21 protein-coding genes are annotated in these 25,318 nt (G+C 50.3%); 1 reads left to right on the forward strand and 20 read right to left on the reverse strand.

The features are described 5' to 3' along the window. Positions 1–40: 40 nt before the first annotated feature. Both HI950_RS08385 and HI950_RS08390 read right to left on the reverse strand, forming a co-directional pair. Entirely contained in the window at positions 41–1,327 is a 1,287-nt protein-coding gene (locus HI950_RS08385) for a metallophosphoesterase family protein (RefSeq protein WP_169083393.1), read from the reverse strand. A gap of 32 nt (positions 1,328–1,359) precedes the next feature. Beyond that, on the reverse strand, positions 1,360–2,487 hold the full coding sequence (locus HI950_RS08390; RefSeq protein ID WP_169083394.1) for a glycosyltransferase family 4 protein: 1,128 nt from the start codon (positions 2,485–2,487) through the stop codon (positions 1,360–1,362). Positions 2,488–2,611: 124 nt separating this feature from the next. Between HI950_RS08390 and HI950_RS08395 the strand changes: the two genes are divergently transcribed. Further along, positions 2,612–3,784 (forward strand): GGDEF domain-containing protein, encoded by a 1,173-nt coding sequence (locus HI950_RS08395; protein WP_169083395.1) that lies wholly within the window; start codon positions 2,612–2,614, stop codon positions 3,782–3,784. 46 nt (positions 3,785–3,830) lie between these two features. Here HI950_RS08395 and HI950_RS08400 read toward each other — a convergent pair whose 3' ends face one another. The 18 genes from HI950_RS08400 to HI950_RS08485 all read right to left on the reverse strand — a co-directional run bounded on the left by HI950_RS08400 (position 3,831) and on the right by HI950_RS08485 (position 25,263). Next, positions 3,831–4,658 (reverse strand): helix-turn-helix domain-containing protein, encoded by an 828-nt coding sequence (locus tag HI950_RS08400; protein WP_169083396.1) that lies wholly within the window; start codon positions 4,656–4,658, stop codon positions 3,831–3,833. Positions 4,659–4,853: 195 nt separating this feature from the next. After that, entirely contained in the window at positions 4,854–7,064 is a 2,211-nt protein-coding gene (locus tag HI950_RS08405) for a glycoside hydrolase family 88/105 protein (RefSeq protein ID WP_169083397.1), read from the reverse strand. 16 nt (positions 7,065–7,080) lie between these two features. Further along, the gene (locus HI950_RS08410; protein WP_169083398.1) at positions 7,081–8,346 is read right to left on the reverse strand and encodes a rhamnogalacturonan lyase family protein; all 1,266 of its coding nucleotides are present in this window, start codon (positions 8,344–8,346) and stop codon (positions 7,081–7,083) included. An 11-nt stretch (positions 8,347–8,357) separates the two neighbouring features. Then, complete coding sequence (locus tag HI950_RS08415) at positions 8,358–9,179, reverse strand: polysaccharide deacetylase family protein (RefSeq protein WP_169083399.1); 822 nt, start codon at positions 9,177–9,179, stop codon at positions 8,358–8,360. A gap of 45 nt (positions 9,180–9,224) precedes the next feature. After that, positions 9,225–9,908: a DUF1961 family protein gene (locus HI950_RS08420; RefSeq protein WP_169083400.1), complete on the reverse strand. Its 684-nt coding sequence runs from the start codon at positions 9,906–9,908 to the stop codon at positions 9,225–9,227. Continuing rightward, a complete protein-coding gene (locus HI950_RS08425) occupies positions 9,905–12,493 on the reverse strand; it encodes an exo-rhamnogalacturonan lyase family protein (protein WP_169083401.1) in 2,589 nt (862 codons plus the stop codon). Before HI950_RS08425 ends, HI950_RS08420 begins: the two co-directional genes overlap by 4 nt. 151 nt (positions 12,494–12,644) lie before the next feature. After that, on the reverse strand, positions 12,645–15,053 hold the full coding sequence (locus HI950_RS08430; protein ID WP_223285165.1) for a helix-turn-helix domain-containing protein: 2,409 nt from the start codon (positions 15,051–15,053) through the stop codon (positions 12,645–12,647). Between the two features lie 139 nt (positions 15,054–15,192). After that, positions 15,193–16,788, reverse strand: coding sequence for an extracellular solute-binding protein (locus HI950_RS08435; RefSeq protein WP_169083402.1), 1,596 nt, complete (start codon positions 16,786–16,788; stop codon positions 15,193–15,195). A gap of 88 nt (positions 16,789–16,876) precedes the next feature. Further along, positions 16,877–17,761: a carbohydrate ABC transporter permease gene (locus HI950_RS08440; protein WP_169083403.1), complete on the reverse strand. Its 885-nt coding sequence runs from the start codon at positions 17,759–17,761 to the stop codon at positions 16,877–16,879. A gap of 29 nt (positions 17,762–17,790) precedes the next feature. Continuing rightward, positions 17,791–18,741 carry an ABC transporter permease gene (locus HI950_RS08445; protein ID WP_169083404.1) on the reverse strand — a complete coding sequence of 317 codons (951 nt, stop codon included), beginning with the start codon at positions 18,739–18,741 and terminating at the stop codon, positions 17,791–17,793. Between the two features lie 729 nt (positions 18,742–19,470). After that, entirely contained in the window at positions 19,471–19,725 is a 255-nt protein-coding gene (locus tag HI950_RS08450; RefSeq protein ID WP_169083405.1) for a DUF2164 domain-containing protein, read from the reverse strand. Positions 19,726–19,729: 4 nt separating this feature from the next. Continuing rightward, positions 19,730–20,521, reverse strand: a complete 792-nt coding sequence (locus HI950_RS08455) for a PhzF family phenazine biosynthesis protein (protein WP_169083406.1) — start codon at positions 20,519–20,521, stop codon at positions 19,730–19,732. Beyond that, positions 20,518–21,018 (reverse strand): hypothetical protein, encoded by a 501-nt coding sequence (locus HI950_RS08460; RefSeq protein WP_169083407.1) that lies wholly within the window; start codon positions 21,016–21,018, stop codon positions 20,518–20,520. Before HI950_RS08460 ends, HI950_RS08455 begins: the two co-directional genes overlap by 4 nt. Before the next feature lie 107 nt (positions 21,019–21,125). Next, positions 21,126–21,578, reverse strand: coding sequence for a GyrI-like domain-containing protein (locus tag HI950_RS08465; RefSeq protein WP_169083408.1), 453 nt, complete (start codon positions 21,576–21,578; stop codon positions 21,126–21,128). Between the two features lie 145 nt (positions 21,579–21,723). Then, positions 21,724–22,632 carry an HPr(Ser) kinase/phosphatase gene (hprK, locus tag HI950_RS08470; protein ID WP_169083409.1) on the reverse strand — a complete coding sequence of 303 codons (909 nt, stop codon included), beginning with the start codon at positions 22,630–22,632 and terminating at the stop codon, positions 21,724–21,726. Between the two features lie 62 nt (positions 22,633–22,694). Next, positions 22,695–23,477 carry an ABC transporter permease gene (locus HI950_RS08475; RefSeq protein WP_169083410.1) on the reverse strand — a complete coding sequence of 261 codons (783 nt, stop codon included), beginning with the start codon at positions 23,475–23,477 and terminating at the stop codon, positions 22,695–22,697. A 5-nt stretch (positions 23,478–23,482) separates the two neighbouring features. Beyond that, positions 23,483–24,286 (reverse strand): ABC transporter permease, encoded by an 804-nt coding sequence (locus tag HI950_RS08480; RefSeq protein ID WP_169083411.1) that lies wholly within the window; start codon positions 24,284–24,286, stop codon positions 23,483–23,485. After that, complete coding sequence (locus tag HI950_RS08485; RefSeq protein WP_169083412.1) at positions 24,286–25,263, reverse strand: ABC transporter ATP-binding protein; 978 nt, start codon at positions 25,261–25,263, stop codon at positions 24,286–24,288. Before HI950_RS08485 ends, HI950_RS08480 begins: the two co-directional genes overlap by 1 nt. Positions 25,264–25,318 lie beyond the last annotated feature (55 nt).

A 25,318-nucleotide genomic window follows, 5' to 3' on the forward strand; every position in this document is an offset into this window, starting at 1 on the left:
CAACTCCTAAAGGTTATCGTATCCGTCTACTGCCATAGAATCATACATCCCGATCATTTCCACGGATTGCTCCAACGGTCAGCTCCTGCGCTTGCGCAAGCCAGCGCCTTGGCAGCTCGTCCCATTTGGCTTGCATAAGCCTGCCCAGCTTCGCGTGGCTTGCGACCTGACCCACGGCTTCCTTTGCAAATTCACGCCATAGCGTTTCGTCCTCTGCCAGCTTCGCGCTTAATCGGTACAATTCACCAGCGAAGCTGTCCTCCACCGCCAGCTCCTGTAAGTTCAGCACAGCTCCCGTGTTCACCTCTAGCCCATGCACGAGCACCCAAGCTTCGCCAGAGAGAATCTGCCTGCCCTCCTGCAGCTGCTCAAGAAGCGTACTTACGACCGCAGGGTCTGACAGCTTCTGATGCAGCGGGCCACGGTCGGTCAAAATAAGCCGGAGCATGACAGAGCGCCCCTCTGCCTCGGCCAAAACTTGGTCAATTACACCATCCAGCTGCTGCAGCAGCTCTTGTTCCGAGCTTACCGCTGCGATTGAAAAGCTTTGCTCATGCCAGCGTACCCGATCAAGCGGCAAAAACTTCAGCTCGATGGCTCTCGAAGCCGAAACATCGACGATGTAGCAGCCTTTCGCACCAATCTCGCGAGGATTTCTCCCCTGTGTATTGCCCGAATAAACGACATGCGGATAGGTATGCAGCACGCTGCGGTGATGGATATGCCCAAGCGCCCAATAATCAAAGCCTTTGCCGCCAGTAAGCTCGCCTAGCGTGCATGGCGCATAAGGGTCATGCGATCCGTCCCCATTGACGTTGCCGTGCAGCAGCGCGATATGAAACGGCGCTTCTGGCTGAATGCGGTAGCCGGCTGCCATATTTTCCGTCATCACTCGCGTGCCATATGATCTGCCGTAAATAAAAGCAGCCAGCTCACCGCTCCTGCGATAAGCCGGCATATATTCCATCTGTTCCGCTCCAAAAACATATACATTAGGCGGCAGCTTCAAGGCAGCTCGAGCGCCATTCAGAGGATCATGATTTCCATGAATGATAAATACTCCGATCCCATGCTCCTCCAGCTTCTCCCATTCTCGAACGAGCATGAGCTGCGCACGCAGCGAGCGATCCGCCTCATCGAACAAATCGCCTGCCAAAACGATAAAATCAGCGTGCTCGCGAATTGCGGCAACCGTCAATTGCCGCAGCGCCGCGAAGGTCGAGTCGGCCAATGCTTCTCTTACTCGGCCCGGCGCCTTCGCGAGTCCGCGGAACGGGCTATCCAAATGCAAATCAGCTGCATGAATAAATCGAAAAGATACAGACATCCCATTACCGCCTATTCTATTAATGTGAATGGTTACTCCGGCTTCATATTGAGATAAACCTTCTTCAGCTGAGCAATGACGCGTTGCAGCGAATAAACCTTCTTCGCCTTATCCCAACCTGCTCTAGCTAGATTATACCGATAGGTAGGATCGGTCACGACCTTCTCTAGCGCGTCTGCTAACGCGGCTGGATCCTCCGGCGGCACAAGCAAGCCGTTGACTCCGTCATCGATCTGCTCGGCTATACCGCCCACGTTCGTTCCAACCAGCGCGAGCCAGCATAACGCGGCTTCTGCGAATACAGAGCCGAACGCCTCCGCTCTAGATGGCAATACGAACACATCGAAGAAGGGCATGAACTCCTCTGGATGAAGCATGTAACCATAAAAGATAATATCGTCGTACAGATCGAGCTTTACCGCTAAAGCCTCCAGCTCCTCGCGAATCGGTCCGTCTCCGATAATATGCAGGACGAACGGATGGCCTTTCTTCTTAAGCTCCGCGCACGCATGAAGCAGCACGTCAAGGCCTTTCGCAGGGACAAGCCTGCATACGGTAATGAGCTGCGTTACCGCATTTTCATGGGCGATCGGCTTAAAGCGTTTTTCATCAAACCCGTTCGGAATGACTTTAATTTTCTCCGGATGCTTGATATGTGGTGATATATAGGTACGGAACGACTCGGAAACCGTCAGCAAATGATCCGCCTTTGCCTCAAGCTCGCCATATAAACTCATTAGAAATTGATGCTCTGGTCCGCCTTCTTTAATTTTCCCGTTCAAAATAAGCTCGCGTTCGTAGCTGGAGTGAATCGTTACCGCGAGAGGCGTGTCCGGGAATAGCTGCTTCATAACGAGCGCAGCAATCGGATGGTGGGCATGTATAATATCGTATGGCTTTTTAATGCGCATTTTGGTCCACCATACATAGTCTTTATAGGTTTGAATATATTTGTCTACCATTACGTTTCCGCTATAAATCGTATGATCGAAGGTCTCGAACACAACCTCTTCCTGGCCCTTGCTTCTTACTCGCTTCGGCAAGGAGAACAATTCCATCTGCCAGCCTATCTTAATAAATCTATCCTGAATGTACGGGATCATCGATGAAACTCCGCCCGGCTGCTCCGGTGGAAAAAACAATGCTTGTAAAATATTCATGTGTCCCATCCTTTCAACATAAAACGTCTGCCCTTAACTATTCGTTCACCGTAAAACATGATATATTAGAACATATGTTTCTGTAAAGCTGTCGCAAACAATACTAGATAATGGTGGTTAATTCATGTCAATTACACAATGGCTTTCAGGTCCAAACGGTCAGCTGCTCTCTTCATCGGCAGTCATCGTCATTCTCGTTCTCATGTTCTTCATGTCGGTTAGGCTATTTGCCAGCTATCGCAATAAACGAATTTACCGCTTGCTCATTACAGCTATACCGCTTATTATCGTCAAGCATGGCTTGCTCGTCGTTCTCGCCTATCCGAGCTGGTCAATATCCCCGTGGCTTCATTTAGCATTTACGATTATGCAAATCATTTCTTTTATTATTATAAACTTTGTTTTCATGAAATTATATACTCAACGTTCGGCTCAGCTGAAAGTCATCCCCTTTATCATTATGAGTATGATGACTTTCGTCATTGCAGGTATACAATTTGCGATTACGCCCTTTACTGCGGATACGGTTGTCGAGGCGCAAGCCTTTACTTTTCCTGCGCTCGACTTCTATGGATTAATTGTCATTTTTATGGTCATGCTCGACACCCGAAGCGCGGATATGAGCTCTAAATATTATGCCAGCCTTATCGTGTTTTTTGCGAGCGAGCTTGCTAGGCTCGCCAATGCCTATGTGTTCCACGGCTCGCTCATCTGGTTGATTTCGTTCACCCAGCTGCTGCCGATTATCTATTACACGCTTTTATTTATTTTGCTCTTTGAATGGGTAATCGAGCGTCTTATGTATACCTATCAATCGTCTATTATGGATGGCTTGACCGGCTTATATAACCGCCGTCATTTCTATTCTAAGGCCGAGCAGCTGCTCCAAAAGAACAAGCCGATGGCGATTCTTTTTTGCGACATTGATAACTTTAAGAAATTAAATGATACGCATGGCCATCATAAAGCTGACGGAGTGCTGAAGCAGGTCGCCGAAATCATTAAGGAGGAATCCAGCGGCATAGGCTCGGCTGGACGTTATGGCGGGGAAGAGCTGCTGAGCTGCATTAGTACAGAGCGTGTGAAGCCAGAGATTGTAGCTGAATCGATCCGGTCCAGAGTGGAGAAAGAGACGATGGTTACGATAAGCGTCGGCTTTAGCACAACCAAAGAAAGCAAGGTTGTTCAAGATATGATCAAGCAAGCCGACGAAGCGATGTACCATTCGAAAACGACCGGCAAAAATAAAGTAACACCTTTCAAATCTACCGATTCGCACAGAAAATCACGTGCATAAAGCCGATTTTTCGCTTGTCCCTCATGCTTTAAGCGTGATGGGCAAGCTATTTTTTATTGCGCACCAAATGGTCATGGCTTTTTACTGTTATGGGGGCTACTTGTTTGAGAAAATTGTTCATCAGCAAAGGCAAGGAAATGAGAATAGGCGGATCGTCCGGTCGAGGCGTATAGAGCATAACCTGTTGATGTGGAACAGAGAGGCAGCCTGTGACGGTGATTGGCTCTTTGGATCTCGTGCGCAGCGTATTTTGCGGAAGCAGAACATCACTTGCTTGCATTCCCCAAGAAACCGATGTAGCCATTAGATAATAGGTGCCCGGCTTGACGCCCGTCAAGCAAAAATGGCCGAGCGAGGAAAGCAGCGTTCCGTATAACGGCAGACCTTCAGGAATTGGTTTGGCGAACAAGCCGATCAGAATGACTCCCTTAAAAGGAATCTCGGCATCAATGGTTCCTTCAATCCGGTCGTACTTGTTCGTAGAAATCTCAAGCTTCCTCCAAACGTCCAGCTCCTGCAGAGAACGCATTTGATCGTCCACTTGAAGGGCTGAATGGCGAAATTCAGACGGCGTCACGCCCACTCGCTCGGTAAATCTGGAGGTAAAGGTTCCAAGGCTCTGCTGCCCGATCTCGAGTCCAACATCGCGAATGCTCATATTCGTATGCAGCAGCAAATCCTTCGCTTTTTGCAAGCGATGGGAGGAAGCATAATACAAGGGAGAGAGACCGATTCTCTCTTTAAAAATACGCGTGAAATGAAAGCTGCTGTAGCCGGCATGCTGTGCCAATCGAGAAAGTGGAAGCGGCTCATAAATATTTTCATGAATGTAAGCGATTACCTCATCAATTTCAGAATACCGATCTGTCACCATTGCGATCCCTTCCCTCCGCCTATGCTCTGCCTTGGTAGCTTGTCAGCATAAAAAAACAGAACTAGTGTTCTCATAAATAATATCATATCTTTCTAATATATGGAACCCCTCCTATGCAAAAAGTAAAAAAAACACCGTCTGCTGCGGTGTTTTTTTCATGGATCGGTATTTTTTTCATGGATCGGTTATCTGCCTTTATTCCTCTGTTTGCGACAAACCATGCGCTCGCAGCTGCATCGCTTCAATACCGGCAAGCAGCACGATGCCTATGCCATGGGTATCATTGAGCTGCCAGGTCAACTCGTTCTTATAATACGAAGCTGAATACGAATAGCCTGAGCCTCTGCAAACGCCGTACACGTTGCCGAGCTTGTCGATGCACTCGTTCTTCAAGCCTTCCCAGCCTTTATGAACAGAGCGGACATAACGGTCAGTGTCCTCCTTAAGCCAGCCATAGCGAACACCGCGCGCGAAGGCGTAGAGGAACATGGAGGTGCATGAGGCTTCCCCGTAAGAATCCGGATCGGTCAGCACTTGATGCCATAAGCCCGATTCCCCCTGCAGCCTTTCATAGCCTAGGCAAAGCTCTCGAAAGAAGCCTAAGAGCTGCTCATAGCGTTTGTGGCTGACTGGCATCACCGCTAACAATTCAGACAATGAAAACAGCACCCAGCCGTTTCCTCTCCCCCATGGCACGCCGTTTGGCTTATTAAACTTAAAATCATAAACATGATGCATGATTTGCAGCTCCGGGATAAACAACTTTGATCGGTATAGCAAAAATTGCTCTGCCGCATCGTCCAAATAGGTGGTTTGTCCCGTCAATTCGTAATACTTCGCTAAAAATGGCGTGCTCATATACAAATCGTCGCACCATATCGTATCCTTCATGAAATCGGTCGTTCCTCTTGCCCTATACAAAGTGCCTTCAGGCAGTCGATCCTGCTTCTCCGTTATATAGCCCGCTATTCGCTCGGCAGCCTGTTCAGCCCCTATGAGCTTCCGTGCTTTATTTGCTTCCAGCATTGCCGCCCCGAATGAGCCGCAGTCATCCAAGCTGTCAATGAGCGTCAGCTGGTGGTTTATTCCCGGTGAGCCGAATCTAGCACTATCCCAAACGCTATACGTATGCATAGAGCTGCATTGTTCTATATGTTCAGTCGCATAATTTGTAAAATGCGAATCGGACAACGCGGCGCCAGTCTTGAGGATGCCATATAGCGTAACGCCTAGCGGGTAATTCCACTTGCCGAACATTGCGTTTTCCAAATAAGGCCTTATCCACGTGTCCGGCCTGTCCGCACGCCAGCATAAGGGCTCTCCAGCCGCATCAGCTGCGGGATGGATATGCGTAATCGCATTAACTTCAGGCACGTTATCCCCTGCGAATAGACCAACGTAGTACCAATGATCGTTTATACCCGCTACGGGGAAAGGCTTCGATAGCTTCACCATCTCATTATCGGATGCATGCCCTTGAGTCTGCTCCAACATTAGCTCAAAGCCCCAGTTGCCATCCGCGCATTCCGATTGGACGACTAAATCATGCGAACCATGCCTCAGCTGCAGCATGATGTCCAGATTGCCCGCTCTCTCTTCCCCATAGTAGACCATCGTTCCATCCAAATAGATTTTACAGCGTCCACGATACTGTCCTTTAAGCTTCATATTTTGCTTACGAAGACTTAAATTGCCGAGCTTCGTCCAAGCAAACGCGCTGCTGCCTGGATTTATGCCAAAGATCCGGGCAAAGCAGCCCTTCTCTGCTTCATCTGGCAGCCAATCAAGCTTGGGATACCATTCATTGGTTGATGAAAAATCGCCGTCCCCGCCTGGAAGAGTCAGCCACTTCTCCTTTTGCGGACTGCTGTACGCCCAGCCTTCCTGGCCTTCATATTCGGCTATCGGGGACAGAATGTGCGTCGGAAAGCCTTTCACGCTGCCTGTGCCAAAGCTAGCGCCGCAGCCGGTACCGGTTTTGACAAGCTCCAGCACGATATGGTTCCAGCCCTTGCGGAGCATCGCACGAAAATGGATTTTCCGATCAGGAAATACATCATCATTTAGATTGGATTTGAACGACTGGCTTTCATTCACAAATACCGTTGCCGGCCCGAAGCAGCTTATGCAAAACGGGCTGTCCGCCTCCTGGTCGCTCCATAGCTTTCCCCAAACATACAGGAATTGCCCGTCCTTAAGCTCCGGCCACCGCTCTTCCAGGTTCATCTCGTAACGGTAGTCGCTGCCTCGCTGGAAACCCCTCGTCGTGTAGGTCCGATACATCGGCGGAAGCTTCGGATGGGAACCGATAAAGCGATTCGCAATTGCGGCGAGCACAAGCTCATCGTTTTCAAGCGTAAACTTGCCCATTGCTTCATGCGGATCTAAATACGCGTTTACACTCATACACTCTTCCCCTTCCTTAGATTTCTCCTCCCGGATACAGCGTCGAGCTGTATAGGCGCTTCGGCTGCGGCAGCTGCTTCCCGTCGCCAAACGTCTCGCTAATATCGGCATACCGGCTTGAATAGATCGATGCCGTAAGGTCATTGTAAATAACGACCTGCTCCGTCCCCATTCCGAGCAAATCCGCATGTACGGCATAACCGTCTGATGGAAAGCGCACGACCTCGTTCATCCTGCCATCATATAGGGTCGGGTACACGCCTCCGCCGCGACGGTAGGCCAGAATATAATCGGGCGCATCCTGCTCCCAGCCTCGCAGCGTCTCGATAATCGTCAACCAGCCATCCGTCTTGCGATCCTCCTTCCATACCTCTCTTCCTTCTGAATCGAGGAGGAACAAGGCGTCCTTGCCTTTCAAGCCTTTTCCGTCATCCTCACGTACGAGACGATCCAGACCGGCAATCTGCATGCCAGGCAAGTCGCTTCGAAATTGCCCAAGCGCGATATGCTGCGATTCGACCGACCCCTCATGCCTCCACAATTCCTTGCCGCTTCGGTCATACATGACTGTCACGCTGCCGCCGATAACGAGCTCAGGCAAGCCGTCCCCGTTCACGTCCCCAACCCAAATACAGTCCGCGTGATCTTCTAGATCCTTGCAGCTCCAAAGCAGCCTTCCTTGCGAGTCGAGCAAATCATAGCCCGCCATCACCTCATCCTTGCCGTCTCCGTTCAAATCGTAGACCCATGGAAAATGTCCCGGATTGCCCTCATGGGTCCATAGCAGCCGAAACTCACGATCCAGCGCCCACATTTTATGATAGCGATCCTTCAAAATAATATCGGTCGCACGGTCGCCGCCAGACAAATTCGCAATCATGATGCAGTCATGGGCATGCGGATCAGGCAGCTCGTACGTTTCCTTCTTCTCGCCGGTCGCGCCGTCAATGATCTGAAACCGGTCATCCATGACGCATAAAACTTCCAGCCTGCCATCGCCGTCCAAGTCGTAAATTTGGGCTGGATAGTCCGAGCCATGGCTGCCTGCCTCCGGATTCGGCGTTCCTCTTTGCCACAGCAAACGGCCTTCTAGATCGAAGGCGGTCAAGCACTGTACCTGATGAGGAATATATCGAACATCCTGCCGATTATCGGGCTGAACAAACAGCAGCTCCATTTTGCCATCACCGTTCAAATCGCCGAGCAGCAGCTTGCACCTAGGCCCCGCCGCGCTAATATCGATCTCCGCTAATTTTATGGCATCCAAAGCCTGTTGCTCCATTGTTTCCCCTCCTAAACGTTAATGTTGCTGTTTGATGCGAGGCTCGTTTGGCTCCCGCCTTTTACTTCTACGATGTTGCCGTCGACACTAAGCCAAATGCTTGCAGCCGTTGGGTTATAAACGAAATCAAGCCCGGCTGAAAACTTCAGCTGGCTGTAGGCACCCATATAGTCCATGATCTGCAGGTTCGTTGCATACCAAATGTTTTCCTGGCCGGACACCCGCTCGCAAAACTGTTCCATAAGCTCCCAATTGCTGTCGTTATCAAACTCATAGCTATGTCCCCATACATACATCAAATACAAATACTGTGTTTTGTGGAGACCAACAAACGTCTCCGCGCGCTCCAGCAGCCTGTCATTATGATGGCAGGTGGGCTTCCATTCATGCCAGTCGTCCGGCATAGAGAAGGCTCCTGTCGTTTGCACGACTCTAGCGTATTCGATTCCAAGCAGGGGGAGCATTCGCTTTATTTCTGCGTTAAATGAACCGTTCGGGTAGGACATCCCGCGAACCGTACATCCAATAAGTCGCTCGAGCCTTTTTCGGTCCTCAATCACCTCATGCACAATTTGCTCTTTGGGGCAGCGTGCAATCGTTGGATGTGTCAGCGTATGCGCGGATACCTCATGCCCAGCGTATAATGCCGGCGCCTCCCCTTCCGTCAACCGATTTCCCGTACCGAACAGGCCGGCGTTCAAATGAAAGGTTCCCTTTATGCCATATCGATTAAAGATCGACACGAGCCTTCGGTCGGCTGTCGTGCCATCGTCGTAGCTCATCGTCAATGCCTTGTGCTTGCCTTCCGGGAAACATACTAATATTTTTGGCATAAGCTGCTTCTCCTTCTCTTAATAAACTTGTTATCCGCTCTTTTCTTAATCCGGCTTCGCCAGCCCATATACCTTAAAGTTCGCATACTCCGCTATGAATGGCGACATTTGCCGAAAGCCGATCTTCCCCGCTTCGTGCGCCTGCCCAAACGCTGTTCCATCATCATCCCAATCCAGCACTGGAAGCTCGTTTATTGAAAAGACGATGCGCGAGCCCCGCTTCTCAAGCAGCATGCGATAGAAGCCGTTGCAATCCGCAACTCCGGGCAGGGGGTCGGCTCCCTGGGCAACTAAATGAAAGCCGTAGCTCTTTCGCAAATTGCAGGTGTGAAAATGCCGTTCCTCCGGCCATCGCCTGCGATAATAAGAAAGATGGTACGCGTCCATCTCTCCATGATGGTATTGCTCGTATTCGCCCGTGCGCGGCGCAAGCGACGAGTCGAACAGATCAACGCCGTTTGCTCCGCTAGCCGAGAAAAACAAAATCGCGAGGCCCGGCTCCCGAATAGGCCTAAACTCCCATGCAACCGCTATGTCAGCTGGAAAAGTCTCCGGGCACCAAAGCACAAAATTCGCTTGCTGCCCGCCCTCTGGCTCCTGTGCGCTCTCCATGCGCATCCGCCCCTTCGGGAACGTGATGACCGCATCTCCTTCCGCTCGAAAATGGCTAATCTCCTCGGGTGACTGCAGACTATTGCTGTAAATCAGCTCCCACCCTGGCGATATCATGGTTGAGCCTCTACCCACTGTTCTGGCAGCCAATCGTCAATCAATTCCAGGCTGATGATCGTATTCAGTGACCACTGCGCCGCTTCGTTCGTATTGATCCAATCAATTTCCTTCAAATCGCCGACATACGTAACCTGCTCCGCTGCCTCCTGAAGCCGCACTTGCGCAAAAGGATTTTCCATAAGAATCTGCCAAGCTCGCCTCGCCGCGGCAGCGTCTTGTTTATAAAAGGCGCCAAAGGCCGCAATCGCAATGCTGAGCACAGGATGAGCAAAATGATTATTGCTGATCTCGCCGCCTGTTACCAGATCCTTCTCTTCTTGCGTCATGTTGTAATAAACGCCGAATTCGGCCATCATCGCTTCCCATTCCGGATCCTTAAGCATGGCCGCCAGCTCGAACCAAACCTGCGGCGCGCCCATGCAGATCGCCAAATGGCGCCCCCAGTTATCGTCGCCAAGCGAGGTCAGTATTCCGGTCTCGGGGTCATAGCCGTAGGTCGGACCGGAAATCAGGCCATATTTGGCCTGCTTGACGCAATCGATGCCTACTATTATTTTGTCGCGGTATGACTGATCTTCAAACCGTTCCCATCTGGTCATCCAATTCGAGCTGAAGGCTGCCCAATCCGGTCCGATCCGTATATGCGTCTTATGCTCGTCCTTCGGAAAATAAGCGCGCATCGGGTCTAAGCTGACAGTCGAGAAGTCCGCATCCTTAACCTCATCCATCAAGTCGCCTATTCGCTCATCTGCGGTCAAATAATAATAGTAGCGGTGAAGGCCGGCCATGGCGATTCGCGCCTCCTTGCAGCCACAGCCCCAATGAACGACATTATGTCTGGAGCCGAGTCCCGCATATTCGCCAAAATGATAAACATCCACCTCGCTTGTATGCCGCGTCATCGCTTCGGCAAGCCGGAATACGTCCTCACGGCCCGACCGCAAAAACATGACCCACAGCCACATATTCGGGGCGAGCTCTGTATTTTGCCAAGCGCAGCCGCCTAAATCATAATTCCATACATGCCGAACCGGGTCATAGCTGTGCATGAAATCGCCATAATCCCAAAATCCGTACCATTTCCGCTGCTCGACCTCCGCCTGATAAAAAGCGACAATCCCATTGAGCTGATCCTCCAAATGCGCTTTCAATGGCGTGCTGCGATCCGGCAATCCCCATAAGCCGAATGCGCGCGTCTCATGCAGGTAACCCGGCTCGCAAACAAGCATCGCCGGCGATGCGATCTGCTCCTGCATCGCTTGCAGCCGCTGTGGATTAGGTGTCTCCGAGGTGCACCAGAGCGTCAGCTCACTCGTATTCGCGATTCCGTACGGGGTTGCACGCAGCTCATCCGCTCCTTCATAGGAAGATTCCACATGCGTCTCCATATCGTAATGCCGAAGATCCATGGCATCGCCATCCGGCGACCAGAACCAAACGGTAAGCTTCGCCTCCCGTGAAGCCGTACCGCCCATTTCAAGGCCGGAGGGATGCTTCTCCCAGAAGCTCCGCAAGCCGGCTGCCAGCCCACCGCCCTCGCTGCCGACATAACCGAGCCCGCCCGCTCTGCGCCCCTCGGCGCCCTTGATCCAGCAGCAATCCGCCTTCGTTCGCTTCCACACCGCGTAATGATCGGCTGAACGCTGCACCAGCTTGAAATCATCCCATACGGCAGAATCATCCAGCAATCCAAGGAAATAACGGTCAGCCTCCTCATCAAAGCGGACTGAATCGCCCTTCGTCTGCTGCTCGAACAGCTCCCTGTATTTGCCCTTTGTTCTGCGGGTATGCAGCGTCTTCGGTGATTCGCTAAAAAAACCGCTGTCCCCTGCGAATCGAACATGGCGATTATATAACGGCCCTCTCATCGGAACCGCAAATTGGATGCCTAAAGCTTTAATGAAATCCGAATTCGGATTTCCGTCATAATGGAAGCTGTGTACGATACGAATGGTCTCAAGTCCGGCATAAACATATAAGCGCAGTGAAATCGGCAGCCATTCCCTCGTACCTGATTCGGAGCGATGCTTCCCTTCCAGCTTGATGACAGCTCTGACCGGACCGCTTTGCTCTAGCGTAGCCTTATGGATCTTGCAGGCGAAGTCTTCCTCGCGAATAGTCTTGACCCCAGACACCGAGCTGTGGCTTTCCTTGATCGACACTAGCCCGCCTCCGCTACAAAGCAAAACGCCGTTTCGATATATTTGATCAATTACCTTATTGCCTTTCTTGGGTACGACTAGCGTAATAACGCCCGTATTCAGCTCAATGGATTCATCTGTTTGCTTGACCGTGACGGAGCAAGCTGATTCGGCGCCTTTCCCTTTGACGATCTCGTAGCCATTTGGCGCGGATGTTAGAGAAGCCGCAGCATGCGCGGACCACTTGACGCTTCCGTCTGGCCAATAAGCGGTGGGCCAGCTTTGCATAGCTGCTTTTTCTGCACTGCCTGCATGCTGCAAGGCCAGTGCATCCTCCCGCAGCAGCTCCCCTTCCTTCCACGGAATGCCAAAGGTTAGCCCAACAGGGTGTGCTCCTGTGTGCTTCAACCAACGCAGCTTAACGGATTTTGGTAATGACAATGTTGAAAAGCCTCCTTTTGAACAACAGGTTTGCTTCACGCATACCTTCATCGTAAAGAGGCTTTCATTTGCATACAATTAGACATTTTTGATTAGGGCCAGCACTAGACTTGCACATTTTTAGTCGGTTAGCACTTTATTGCTTAGCCGTTTATTCCGCTTGGCTCAGCTCCCGGTAACGGCTGGGGGTCATCCCCTCCAGCTTCTTGAAGATCCGGTTGAAGTAGCTGTGCTGGTAGCCGACGTGCTCGGCAACATCATTAATTTTCAGGGCGGATTCCCTGAGCAGCTCCTTCGCTTTATCCATGCGCAGCCCGGTTAAATAATCGATAAAGTTTTTGCCTGTCACCTGCTTGAACGATTTGCTCAAGAAAAACGGATTCGTGCCGATATGGTCCGCGCAATTGTCGAGCGAAATATCGTTCATGTAATTTTGCTGCAAATAAATCATCGCATGCTCGATCAGCCGCTTCACCTGGGAATCGGAGCGCCCGCCAAGCTCCTTCAAAAACGGAACGCATACGCGGTCTTGGAACCAAGTCAATATAAGCTGCGGCTCCCGTATTTGCGATAGCTGCTCATACATATTCACGCAGTTGAACAGACGCGTCGGCTGAATGCCGGAAACCATGATGGCATGCTGAACGCTGCCGAGCAAATGGAGCATCCCCTGCTGCACATCAACCGCCTTCGCTCCCTTGCAGGACAACGCTGCAAGAAACGCGCGAAGCAGCTCAAAGGCATCCGCGTCCTGTCCGGTTCGCAGCGCCTGAATGAATTCCCGCTCCAGCGTAAAGGGATATTGCTGCTCCTCGCTTCCTTCTCCGCGAGCATGCAGCTGTCCGATATCGATGAGCTGATTCTCGTTATCGAAATTCCGCTGGCTGGCCGCATGCTTCGCCCCCTCGAACGATAAAGGGATATTCGATATCGCATCCGCCGGCTCGCTGATGGCAATGGTGAGGCGCATGTTCAAAATATGGTTGATTGCATGCGTCAGCTCCTCGCCAAAGGCGCGAAGCTCCACAGCATAGGAGTGATCCTTCGGCACAATTAGCAGCAGACCTGCCGCAAGATCATGGAAATTGATCGTCTTGCTCTGCTCGAAATGCTGGGCGGCGAACTCCTCGATCATATTAACCGCAGCAAACGTGACAAGCCCCTCGTCCCCGTATTTGAATTTTCCCTCAAGGCTCGCAATGCCTGTCAGCTGCATATAAATGACGATAAAGCGGTGGTTGTCCACCTTCCACTTGTAGCGCTCCATCCTCTCGAGCAAATCCTCCTCCGAATACGCGTACAAATAGCCTTGAAGCAGCTGGTGAAGGAAGCTTTCCTTCACATAAGGGAGCTGTTCTGAGAGCTTGGAATGAAGCTCCGTGCTTTCCCGGTTCAGGTTATGCCATTGCCGTTCGATGAGCGAGAACTCGTCCCCATTTTCCTGGGACAACGATTTGCCGGCCATAAGCATGTTCAATAGCCGGTTGACCGGGGAGTAAATGGTTCGCGAAGCAAGCCATGCGAGCAGTGCAGCCAGCAGCAAAGCGCTTATGCTTACTGCAAAAATAATTTTCGATACGAGCATGACAGGTGCCGTAATGCTTGTGATTGGAGAAGCGGAGACGTATGTCCAGCTGTCCGCGATTCTCGAAAACTTCCCGTACGTAACGGTAAAGGTAGCATCCTCCCAATCGAAGAAAAAGGAGCCCTCGTCTTGGCCCTTAGCTGCTATTTCCTCTCTTAGGGCGGCAACGAATGGCGATTCTATCCCGTTCCCTCCTGTAGAAGCAAAAAGCTTGCCGTTGTCCTGCAGAAAAAAAGTGGCTCCGCCGTCGTAAGGCGTCATGGTTTGAAGCATATCCCCGACCTTCTCGTTATCCAGCCGAATGAGAAGCGCGCCGAACGGTTTTAAGCTTCCGCCGGGAATGTGGTGCACCAGCGTCAACTCCTTTTCTTGAGGGCGCTTCGCATCAAACGCCAATTCGGTCCAATAGGTTACTTTATCCGATTGAAGCAAGCCCGCGTAAAGGTCTTGCTCCGGCTTTGCCGTAAGCGGCGCATATTCAGGATCAAAGAGTACAGGCTGCTCGTCCCCTCCAAGATAAAGCCCAACCAGCTTGTTTATTGTATTCGAGCCCTGCATCACGAGCAGTGTTTTCGTAATGTCCCGTGCCTTCTCGAAGTTTTGGATGAAATTGCGGCTTTCGAGGCTGTAATCAAATTTGGAATCAAACGCCCAATGGGATAACGTCAGCTCTAAATTCGTTAATTGCGTGTCAATGTTTCGAGCTCTCTGCTCGATTTGCTTATTGTTCAAATGCAGCAGCTCGCTTTCCAGACGCCCCCCTGCAATCCCGTAAACGAGTGCGCCGGTAATCAGCCCAGGAATGCTGGCTACGATAAGAATCATAATTAAGCTTTTCCGGTAAAAGTGTCTTTTGGCTCCGCTTTTCCCTTTTTTGCTGCGCATTAGCCTCGTTTTCATTTCCTTCAGCATTTTCTCACCAACCGAATCAGAATGATATTTCCATAAATCAACCTTAAATGTAAACGCATTCATTTCTATTGACCAAGAATATAACGCATTAAAGAAATGAACAAGACCTTTTTTTCAGTATGACTATCGTTCTTATGAACTACAACAAAAGACAAGAGACCCGCTCTATCGTAAGCGGGCCCTTGCCTCGTAAGCTTCTGATTTACTTGCTGGCTGCGTAAAGCTCATTCATTTCTTTGATCAGATCATCGCCGCCGCTTTTTTTCCACAGCTCAAGAGCCGCTGCAAAGCCTGCTTCGTCAACCTGTCCGACGATAAATTTAATGCGAGCGTCATTCAAAATGTTATCGAGCTGCGCGCCCTTCTCGGTATATACCTTTGAAATGAATGGCTCCGCAGGATTGGTTACGATATACTTCTCATTCTCCTTCTGCAGCTCCGTTTGCTTCAGCCTCAGTGGCGTTTGCTTCACTTTTTTGGCGCGATCCTCTGGGATGAAGGTCAGCATTTGGTTGAGACCCTCCACCTCCGATTCCAACAGCACCGTATCCTTGCTTATAACGACTGAATCCTCTTCAATCGTATGATGCTTGCCTTCAAGGCCATAGCCGAGCATCGTTTGCAATTCCGGCGCATTAAGCTGATCGATGAACGTGAGTACGCGCTTCAGCTCCTCCTCGGTCTTTACCGCAGATTTCGGAACGGCCAGCATGCCTGCAAATCCAGAGGTCGGCAGCGTATGCAGCGCGCCGGCAGCATCCTTCACACCGCTGAACACGTCCATGTAGTGCACATCCGGCTGATCCTTCCCTTCAGCGGCAAGAGCAGCGTGGATTTTGTCATCGACGCGGGCCGCGCCATCCACGACGTCAATAATGACGCCAGCCTGATTGTTCACTAGCGGATCGGTCCATTTCGCGGAATCCATAATGGCAAAATCCTGATTAATAAGCTTCTCGTCATACAGCTTTTTCATAAATTTTAAAGCTTCAAGGTATTCCGGCGTCAGATGATCAGGGACGAGCTTCCCATCCTTTTCTCCCCATTTATTCGGCGCGCCGAACCATAATTTAATGTTGTCAAAGCCGCTGGACCAGCCTCCGGTCCATTTTACGAGCACCATCCCGTAGGTATCTTGCTTGCCGTTTTTGTCCGGGTCCTTCTCTTTAAACGCTTTCAACATATTGTAGAAATCATCGATAGTCTCCGGTACGGGAAGGCCTACGTTGTCGAGCCAATCCTTCCTGTAATAAACGCCGTTTCGTCCAAGGGCGCGACCGCGATAAATGCCATAGTTTTTGCCTTCGACAGAGGAGTTGCTTAGGATGACCGGGTTAGCTCCGCTAAGGTTCGGATAATCCTTCAAATAGCTGCCAAGCTCCCAAAACGCGCCTGATTTGGCGGCATTCACGAAGCTGGGAGACTTCACGTCCGGTACATACATTATCGTCGGGAGCTTGCCGGAAGCAAGCGTAATATTAAACTTATCCACATAGGAAGCATTCGGTACCCACTCGAAATGGATATCCGAATTGGTGCTCTTCTCAAGCTCTGCCGCAACCGGGCTGTCGTCCTTCGGATAGTTCGTCTTGAAAATCGGCAGCATGATGCTGAGCTTGAGGGGAGTCTCTGCCTTGTCGCCTGCATTCGTCGGCGCCGCATCTGGCGATGCCGCGCCTGGCGCTTCGTTATCCGCACCGTTATTTTGCTGCGAGCAGCCGATAAGCGTACCTGCGGCAAGCGTGCCGACAACCAGCAGCGAAGCCCATTTATTCGCTTTGTTTCGATTTCCTTTCATGCATGTACCTCCCTTAGATATTTGTATTATATCGTAAAACCTTCTGCCGTAGGTCTTGCAAACCTGCGGCAAACGGACGTTACCGTGATTAGCCCTTAATCGATCCAATCAGCACGCCTTTGGCAAAATGCTTTTGGAGAAACGGGTAAACAAGCAAAATCGGAACGGTTCCTACGACGATAACGGCCATCTTGATCGATTGGTCCGGCGGCTTCACGAAGTTGGGGTCCATCGAATTCAAGTCCCCAGCCGCAGCCTGCGACAGCAGCACAATTTGACGGAGCAGCACTTGGAGCGGCCATTTTTCCGGATTGTTAATGTAGAGCAGCGCGGCAAAGAAATCGTTCCAATGCCCTACCGCATAAAACAGCGTAAAGGTAGCAAGCACGGGCTTCGAGAGCGGAAGAACGATCCGCCAAAGCAAGCCAAGCTCCGTGCAGCCATCGATTTTTGCCGCTTCCTCCAAGCCTGGCGGAAGCTCCTGAAAAAAGTTTTTGACGATAATCAGGTTAAATGCGCTTATCGCTCCGGGCAAAATAAGCGCCCAATAGGAATCCAGCAGCGACAGCTCGCGAATAACGAGATAGGTCGGAATCATCCCGCCTCCGAACAGCATCGAGAAGACGACAAGGTTAAGCACCGTATTGCGTCCCATCAAGCTGCGCCGGGCGAGCGGATATGCCATCGTTACGGTAAAGAATAGATTGACTGCCGTCCCGATGATCGTGACGTACATCGATACCCCGATGCTTTTCATAATCGTATTGGTTGAAAATATAAATTCATATGCCGCCAGCGAGAACGTTTCCGGAATTAGAAACACCGCTCGCTTCGTCAGCTCCGCATCGGTCGCGAACGAGCCCGATATGACATAGATAAACGGAAGAATCGCTGCGATCGCGAATGCGCCCAAAAAGATGTAGTTGGCCACGTCAAAAATCGTCCCTGGAACCGATCTGTATGTTTTCGCCAAATTGTTGCTCCCCTCTCTCGCGAATCCGTTTAATAGAGTCCGGATTGTCCGAATTTTTTCGCCAAGTAATTGCTTCCCAGCACGAGAATGACGCCTATAATGGCTTTGAATAATCCGACTGCCGTACTGTAGCTGAATGCCCCTTGCGTAATCCCCATCATATAGACGTAAGTATCGAATACTTCGGCTACCTCGCGGTTGAGCGGGTTAAGGAGCAGGTAAATTTGCTCAAAGCCATTCTCGAGCACGTTCCCCATGCGCAAAATGAGCAAAATGATAATGGTGCTGCTGATGGAAGGAAGCGTAATATGCCAAATTTGCTTCCAGCGATTGGCGCCGTCCATGATGGCCGCTTCATACTGCTCGACGTCGACTGCCGCAAGCGCCGCGAGAAAAATAATCGTCCCCCAGCCGCATTCCTTCCAAATCGTTTGCAAAATAATGATGGTTCGGAACCATTCGGGACTTGCTAGAAACTCGATTTTTTGCCCCGTATAAGCATAGATCAGCTCGTTGACCGGTCCGCCAGCCGTCGTCAAAAACACGTACGTCATACTGGCAACGATAACCATCGAAATAAAATGCGGCACATAAATCATCGTCTGAATCGATCGTTTGAAGATGGCGATCCGCACCTCGTTGAGTAAAATCGCTAAAATGATGGGCGCCGGAAAGAAAAACAATAAATTATAAAAGGATAGGAGGAGCGTATTGCGCAGCAGCATGAAAAACTCAGGATTGGAGAAAAACAATCTGAAATGCTCCACGCCCACCCATTCGCTGTTCCAGAAGCCCGTATAGGGCTGATAGTTTTTGAAGGCGAGCAGAACGCCCCACATCGGAACATATTTGAATAATAAGAAATACAGCAAGCCAGGCAAGAGCAGGAAATAAAGCCACTTGTCCTTTTGCAGCCTGCGCAGCACGCTGGGCCGGTAATCGGAAGGCTTTTTTAGCCTAGGAGCTGTAACCTGCTTCATTAGCGTTCACCTCCGGATGTCGTTCATCGCCTCGGCGGCGGTGTAGCCCTATTATGCGAGCAGCGCTCGTTTTCCAGCAATTAGACATTTTTGTGCCCGGTACAGCTGCGCTTTTGTGGTGCCTGGCAAGAAAGTGCAAAGCGCGCAAAACTATCGCAATGCTAGTTGCGGCGCGCCAAAAAAGTCCGTTTGCAACCGGTTTCCCTCTGCTTTTTTTTATAAAAACACGCTTCTTTGGGGAAAGCCTTTGATCGGATACCGGAGTGTGCTGGAGGTGTGGCAAGTGCTAAGCAAGCTGGATGATCAGAGAATTATTGACTGATTATTGTACACGGCTGCTGAATCTGTATGGGCATCCATCGAGATTTGTTGCTGGGAGGGGTAAACTTGGAAAGCTTGGAAGGCTTGGAAGGCGTCCAAGAGCGATTTGGGAGAATCAGGCTTTCGTTCGTGAGAAGTGGCGGAACCTGAATCGTAGGGCCGCTTTCAAGTGGACGTACATAGCAGCACAACATTTTATCAAATGTCGCTCTAGGGGATTTGGGCAAGAGGCTGGCGTGAGACCATCTAGATGTATCCGAACGTCGACAATACGGGAGCGATTGGTCATGCTGGAAATGCTCAACGATCACGGCACCAATGCCGCTGGCGTAACGCTGCGAACCGAGGTTACGCCGGCAACGATCGTAGTGCTTCATATATCCCGCTTAGCAAGCGTAATTTTATGGTTTAACGTTTTGTTACAATCGGCTTCTCCAGCGCATAAAGCTCGTCCTCAAGCGTTTGCATTCGCTCGAGTACGGCTTTGCGTGCATCATTAATCGCGTGATTATACAAATGTGGACCTATCTCTTGAATCATAAATTCGAGCAGCTGCTCCGCTGCGATCGATCCGAGCGTCTCTGAACGCTCCAGCTCGAAATACTGCTGAATCCGGCCGGTTAGCTGCTCTTTTTGTTCCTTTGGTAGCTTCATCATTAACATCGTATTACCCCTCCAAATGTCCTTTTAGTACCGTTACCGCTTGTCCCGACAAATAAACGCGATCCCCATCCGGCTTCACCTTTACGATTCCGCCACGCTTGGATGCCTGGTAGCCGACGAGCCTGTCCTTGCGAAGCCGCTTCGCCCAATATGGCGCAAGCGCGCAGTGGGCCGAGCCTGTAACAGGATCCTCATCGATTCCTGTTCCTGGATAGAAAGCCCTTGACACGAAGTCATATGCTGAGCCAGTCGATCGGCTCGTTACGATAACGCCTCGAGCTTCCAGCCTCGCGAGCATCGCAAAATCCGGCCGCAGCGTGCGAACCGTATCCTCGCTATCCACCTCAACAAAATAATCCATCCGATTGCGGCCGACATATCTCGGTATAAGTCCCAAGCCTTGAACAAGCTCCTCAGGCGCTATTGCAGCTTCTGGCGGCTCGGCTGGGAAATCCATCTCGATCCAAGCACCATCAAGCTTAGCCGTTAATATGCCGCTTCTCGTCATAAAACGAGCCATTTCCTGTTCAGGCAATTTGCCGGTCTCCCATAATACATGTGCGGTCGCAAGCGTCGCATGACCACATAAATCAACCTCTGCTACAGGCGTAAACCAGCGCAGGTCAAAGCTCTTCTCTCCCGGCACAATAAATGCCGTTTCTGGAAGATTCATTTCAGCGGCTACCTGCTGCAGCCAGCTTTCAGGCTGCGGCTGCTCCAATAAACAGATGGCTGCCGGATTTCCTTTGAACCGTTCATTCGTGAAAGCATCTACGATATACAATTCATAGCTCATATTTTAATCCTTCCTCTCTTCACCCACAGCATTCCAAAAACCGCTAATACGGCGCCATATACAAGATGGCCGATCAACCACCATAGCAGCGCTTGTACATCATTAATTAAAGGAGGACGCTCCGACAGCTGCGTCAGCGGTATCCATGTACAGCAAGCGACCGCAAGGCTCATGCCGAGGCTTAGCCTAGCAGGAGATCGCCAAAGCGGCAAAAGCGACAAATATAAAATGCCTAGCGGGAGGGAAACGGCCATATGCAGCGCAAATTCCACCTGTTCGCTCATTTGGTCCGGCAGCCACGATATAAAATCAACATTAAGCAGCAGCACATAGACAGCTGAACCCGTAAGCCGCTCCAAAAGCTTCATCGTAAGTCCCAGCACTATTCCGCTGAGCGCGCCTGCTGCGAGGCCAGCGGTGATCAGCCCTGTGAAGCTCCCCCGCGGCATGCTACTTTCCGCTCTTTCACTTGCTTCCACAGCGTTTCCTCTCTTCATTCTTCTTTGAGTCTCCAAACAAAAAAGAGCCTGCCTTCGCAAAACGAGCCGGAGTGAATGTCATCCATTCGATCTCCGTCCGTTTGCGCGCAAGCACTTCATATAAATTATCCTTTGAGCGGAATAAGCAATTCTACCGGCTCTTCCTCCAAATGATGCTCGTCGATATAAAAAAGTTCCAGCGATACGGCATTTTCCTGCTTCTCTAGCTGCATCTCGTTGATCCAAGTATGAAGCTGCTCATACCCCTCGCCGATTCTTTTGTTCGAACAGGCTACCATCGCGTAACGATGCTCGGGAATCGTGAACTGCACCATGCCGGGAGGAACCTCCTCGAGATGCTGGACCTCATAACAAGCCCAATACGTAGCAAAAACTTCATTTCCGAAATAGGGACTATACAGCACCGTAGATTTTACAGCGTCGTTCAACTCGTGTTTGCGTGTCAAAAACTCGGTTTGCAGCCGAATAGCTTCATCCGGAAAGGATGAATAGGGACCGCAGTAGCTAATACCCGCCAAATGGAGCGCAGGCTTTGTGACGATTGAGCAGTTTTCCACGCGATTTCCTCCTTCGAATCTGTCAGGACTTGTGCGCTAGGATGAGCTTTCTCTGCACATAGTGTATCATGCTTTACTAGTAAATGGATAGTCGTTTCGCCTTTAATCCTTCCAAGTACAGAATATACTTAATGCGCGGCGAATGCTACTCCATTTCAAGCCGCTTCATAAACTCTTCTACCGCGCTGTACCCTTGCTGCCTAAGGTACCAGTTGTTTGCAGCCGCCTCGATCAAGCCCGCGATATCTCTTCCCGGCTGAACCTGAATTTCGATATGCGGAATTTGCACGCCCATATATTCCGTAAATTTTGGCACAAGCTCCAAATCATTGTTCAGCTCATTGTCCCGCCATTTGGTCAGCTCGATATCCAGTACAATACGCGTCTCATCCTGGAAGGCCTGCCTGCCGTAAAGTCTGACGACATTAATTAGACCGATGCTCCGCAGCGCCAAAAACTCCTTCGTTTTCCCGTTGTGGGTGCCAAGCAGCGTTTGCGAGCTCAGCTTTTTCAATACGACGATATCGTCTGCCACCAGCCTAGAGCCGCGTTTGATCAGCGTATGGGCGGTTTCGCTCTTGCCGATGCCTGATTTGCCGCGCAGCAAAATGCCAATGCCCGATACGTTCAAAATAATGCCGTGTATTGAAATTTCCGGTGCAAGCGTGTTGAGCAGATAAGCATCCAGCATGCCCAGAAATTGTGCCGTTGGCACCTTTGTGCGCAGCAGAGGAATGCCCTCTTGATCGCAATATTTAGTCAAATACTTCAAACCTTCTTGACCTGCTGTAACAACGAAGCATGGCGGATGATATTTGACGATATTCCCGATATGATGATTTCGTTCGTCCTCGGTTAAGGTATGCAAATAGGTAATTTCTTTTTTACCTAATATTTGGACATGCTCCTGCGGGAAAAATTCAAAGTACCCAACAAACTCCAGTCCCGGGCGATAGGCCCTTGCTTTCATGATTTGCCGATCCAGCTTATCTTCTCCTGCAAGCACTTCTAATGAAAATCGCTCCGCAAGCTCTCGTATCGCTATCGATTTCAAAGCGAAAATCCCCCTTTGCTGTCATTTATGATCATATTCCACAACGTTCTTCTTATCCCTGCTTACGATCCTGTAGAGCGGTAATGGCGAACGCCAAAGCGCCAAATGAGCAGACACGGCAAAATAAAGATAATACCCGCGATTGGCGCCAGCATGTACGGCAAATCATTGCCTGATGTTTTGTCCAGCAGATAGAGCAAGGGCAAGTAGTTGACGCAGCCAAATGGAATAATAAATGTAAAAAAGCGCGTTACCCATTTCTGATAAATATTAAGCGGATACTGGGCCATTTCTCTGCCGCCGTCTGTAAAAATATTCGCGATTTCAAGCCCCTGAATCGTCCAAAAGCACATCGTCGCCGCCAGCATAAAAATGCCGGTAAAAATAAAAACGCCGCTCGCTATCATAAATACGAGAGTGAGGATCTTGAGCAGCGTCCAATCCAAGGATAGCTGGCTGACCGACCAAGTGAGCACCATGGCGCTTTGCAAGAGCCGTCCTACCCTCGTAAATTCGAATTTCGAGCCTAGCACCTGAAGAACGGTGCTGCGCGGACGCACCAGCAAGCGGTCAAAGTCGCCATTTGCGACCAAGCTGGAAAACGAATCAAATCCGCGCGCAAAACATTCGCTGATCGCAAACGCCATATGAATGATAGAGAAACAAAGCGCTACCTCTTGAAAATCCCAGCCCTTGATCTGTCCGAATCGATCGAACAGGAAATACAAGCCTGCAAATATGGAAAACGGTACGAGGAATTGTCCGAAAGAAAGCAGCCAAAACGATGTACGATACTGCATTTGCGACTTAAACAGGATCAACATATATTTTACATACAATTTCATTTTCGTTACCCTCCATTTACGACTACTCTGCGCAGTGCTTTTGCCATCGCTGCTCTCCCAAGCGCCACCAATACGATGAACCATACGAGTTGGATAGCGATGCCGATAAGCGCTTCTTCCTTCGGAATATGCCCGGAATAGACGCGAAATGGAAAATCGGCAGTCCAGCGAAACGGAAGCACATATACGATGCTTTGCAGCCATGAGGGCATAAGCGGAACAGGAATGACCATGCCCGCCAAAAACTCGCCGATCACGCCGAACATAAGCAGCGAGCCCGCCGGTGATAACGTGACGAAGACTGATATGTACATCAGCATTGAAAGCGAGACAATCATGCATAGCCCAAGGACGAGCGCCACGATAAACAATAATAAAGCAAGCGGATCTGACGGAGCCGGCATTCGATAAGGCTCCGGCAGAAAAAAAGCAACGGCCAGAATAGGCAGGCTTCTGAGAATCGCGCTTGCCAGACGTTGTGCGATCAGCTTGGCATACCATAACCCATAGATGCCGCTAGGCCTGCAAAGCTCATATGCGATATTGCCCGTCGTAATGAGCTGGAATAGCTCATTGTCACGGAACCAAAGCATAATAAAAGCTAAAAACGCTTGCTGCAGCCACACGTAGGTGATGAGCTGCTTTAATGAAATGGGAGGCTGTGTAACAGCCCCGCTATAAAATGCTTCAAATACCATAATGATAATGAAGCCCCAGAAAAACTGGGTAGCGATTCCTGCAAGCGCTGCTGTGCGGTATTGCAATCCATTCGTCAGGCGCAGCTTAAAAACCGATAGATACGCCTTCATTATATTTGGTGCTCCTTGTACAATTGTACAATCATATCCTCGATTGGCAGCGTGTCAATCGTCATATCAAGAAGATCTACCTGTGCGGATATGCCGATCAACAGCTCCGAAATGTTGACCTCTGCCGTATCGACGCTAAGAACCGTCCGCTCGGGAGACCATGATTCAATGATCGCCCCTGGTACCTGAAGCGGCTTCTCCTGATGGCTGTATAAGACGGTGATCGTCTTCCGTGTTCCGAACTGGTTCCGAATGGCGTTTACACTTCCGTCGTATAGAAGGCTCCCTTTTCCGATCAAAATGATCCGGTTCGCCAGCGCCTCAATGTCATTCATATCATGCGTGGTCAAAATAATCGTAACGCCCTTCTCCTCATTAATGGTGCGTATAAATCGACGTACCGCAATTTTGGATACCGCGTCAAGGCCAATCGTCGGCTCGTCCAGAAAGAGGACGCTCGGGCTGTGAAGCAGCGAAGCTGCAATCTCGCAGCGCATCCGCTGCCCTAAGCTAAGCTGCCTGACGGGCATTTGAATAATTTCCTGAAGCTCCAGCGTTTCCGTGAGCAAAGCTAGCGTGCTCCTATACTCCTGCTCAGGCACTTTGTAAATATCTCGAAGCAGATCGAAGGAATCGATGACAGGCACATCCCACCACAGTTGTGATCGCTGTCCAAAAACAACGCCGATATGCTTCACATAAGCAACCCGATCCTTCCAAGGCGTGTATCCCATTACCGTGCAGGTGCCGCTGTCTGGGACGAGTATGCCGCTCATTACTTTAATAGTCGTAGATTTGCCGGCACCATTGGGCCCGATGTAACCTACGATCTCGCCAGGCTCAATCGAGAAAGAAATATCGTTAAGCGCTTCCACAATCTTATAATCCCTTTTAAATAAAGCCTTCACTGCCTGTCTGACACCAGACGAGCGCTTCGCAACCTGATACGATTTGCTTAATCCATGAACTGTTATCACGCTTGTTACCTCCGTACAAGATTTGAGAGGAAGATATTAACATCCTCGCTATTAG

This window comes from Paenibacillus sp. PL91, from assembly GCF_012935325.2.
In the GTDB taxonomy this organism is placed as follows: domain Bacteria; phylum Bacillota; class Bacilli; order Paenibacillales; family Paenibacillaceae; genus Pristimantibacillus.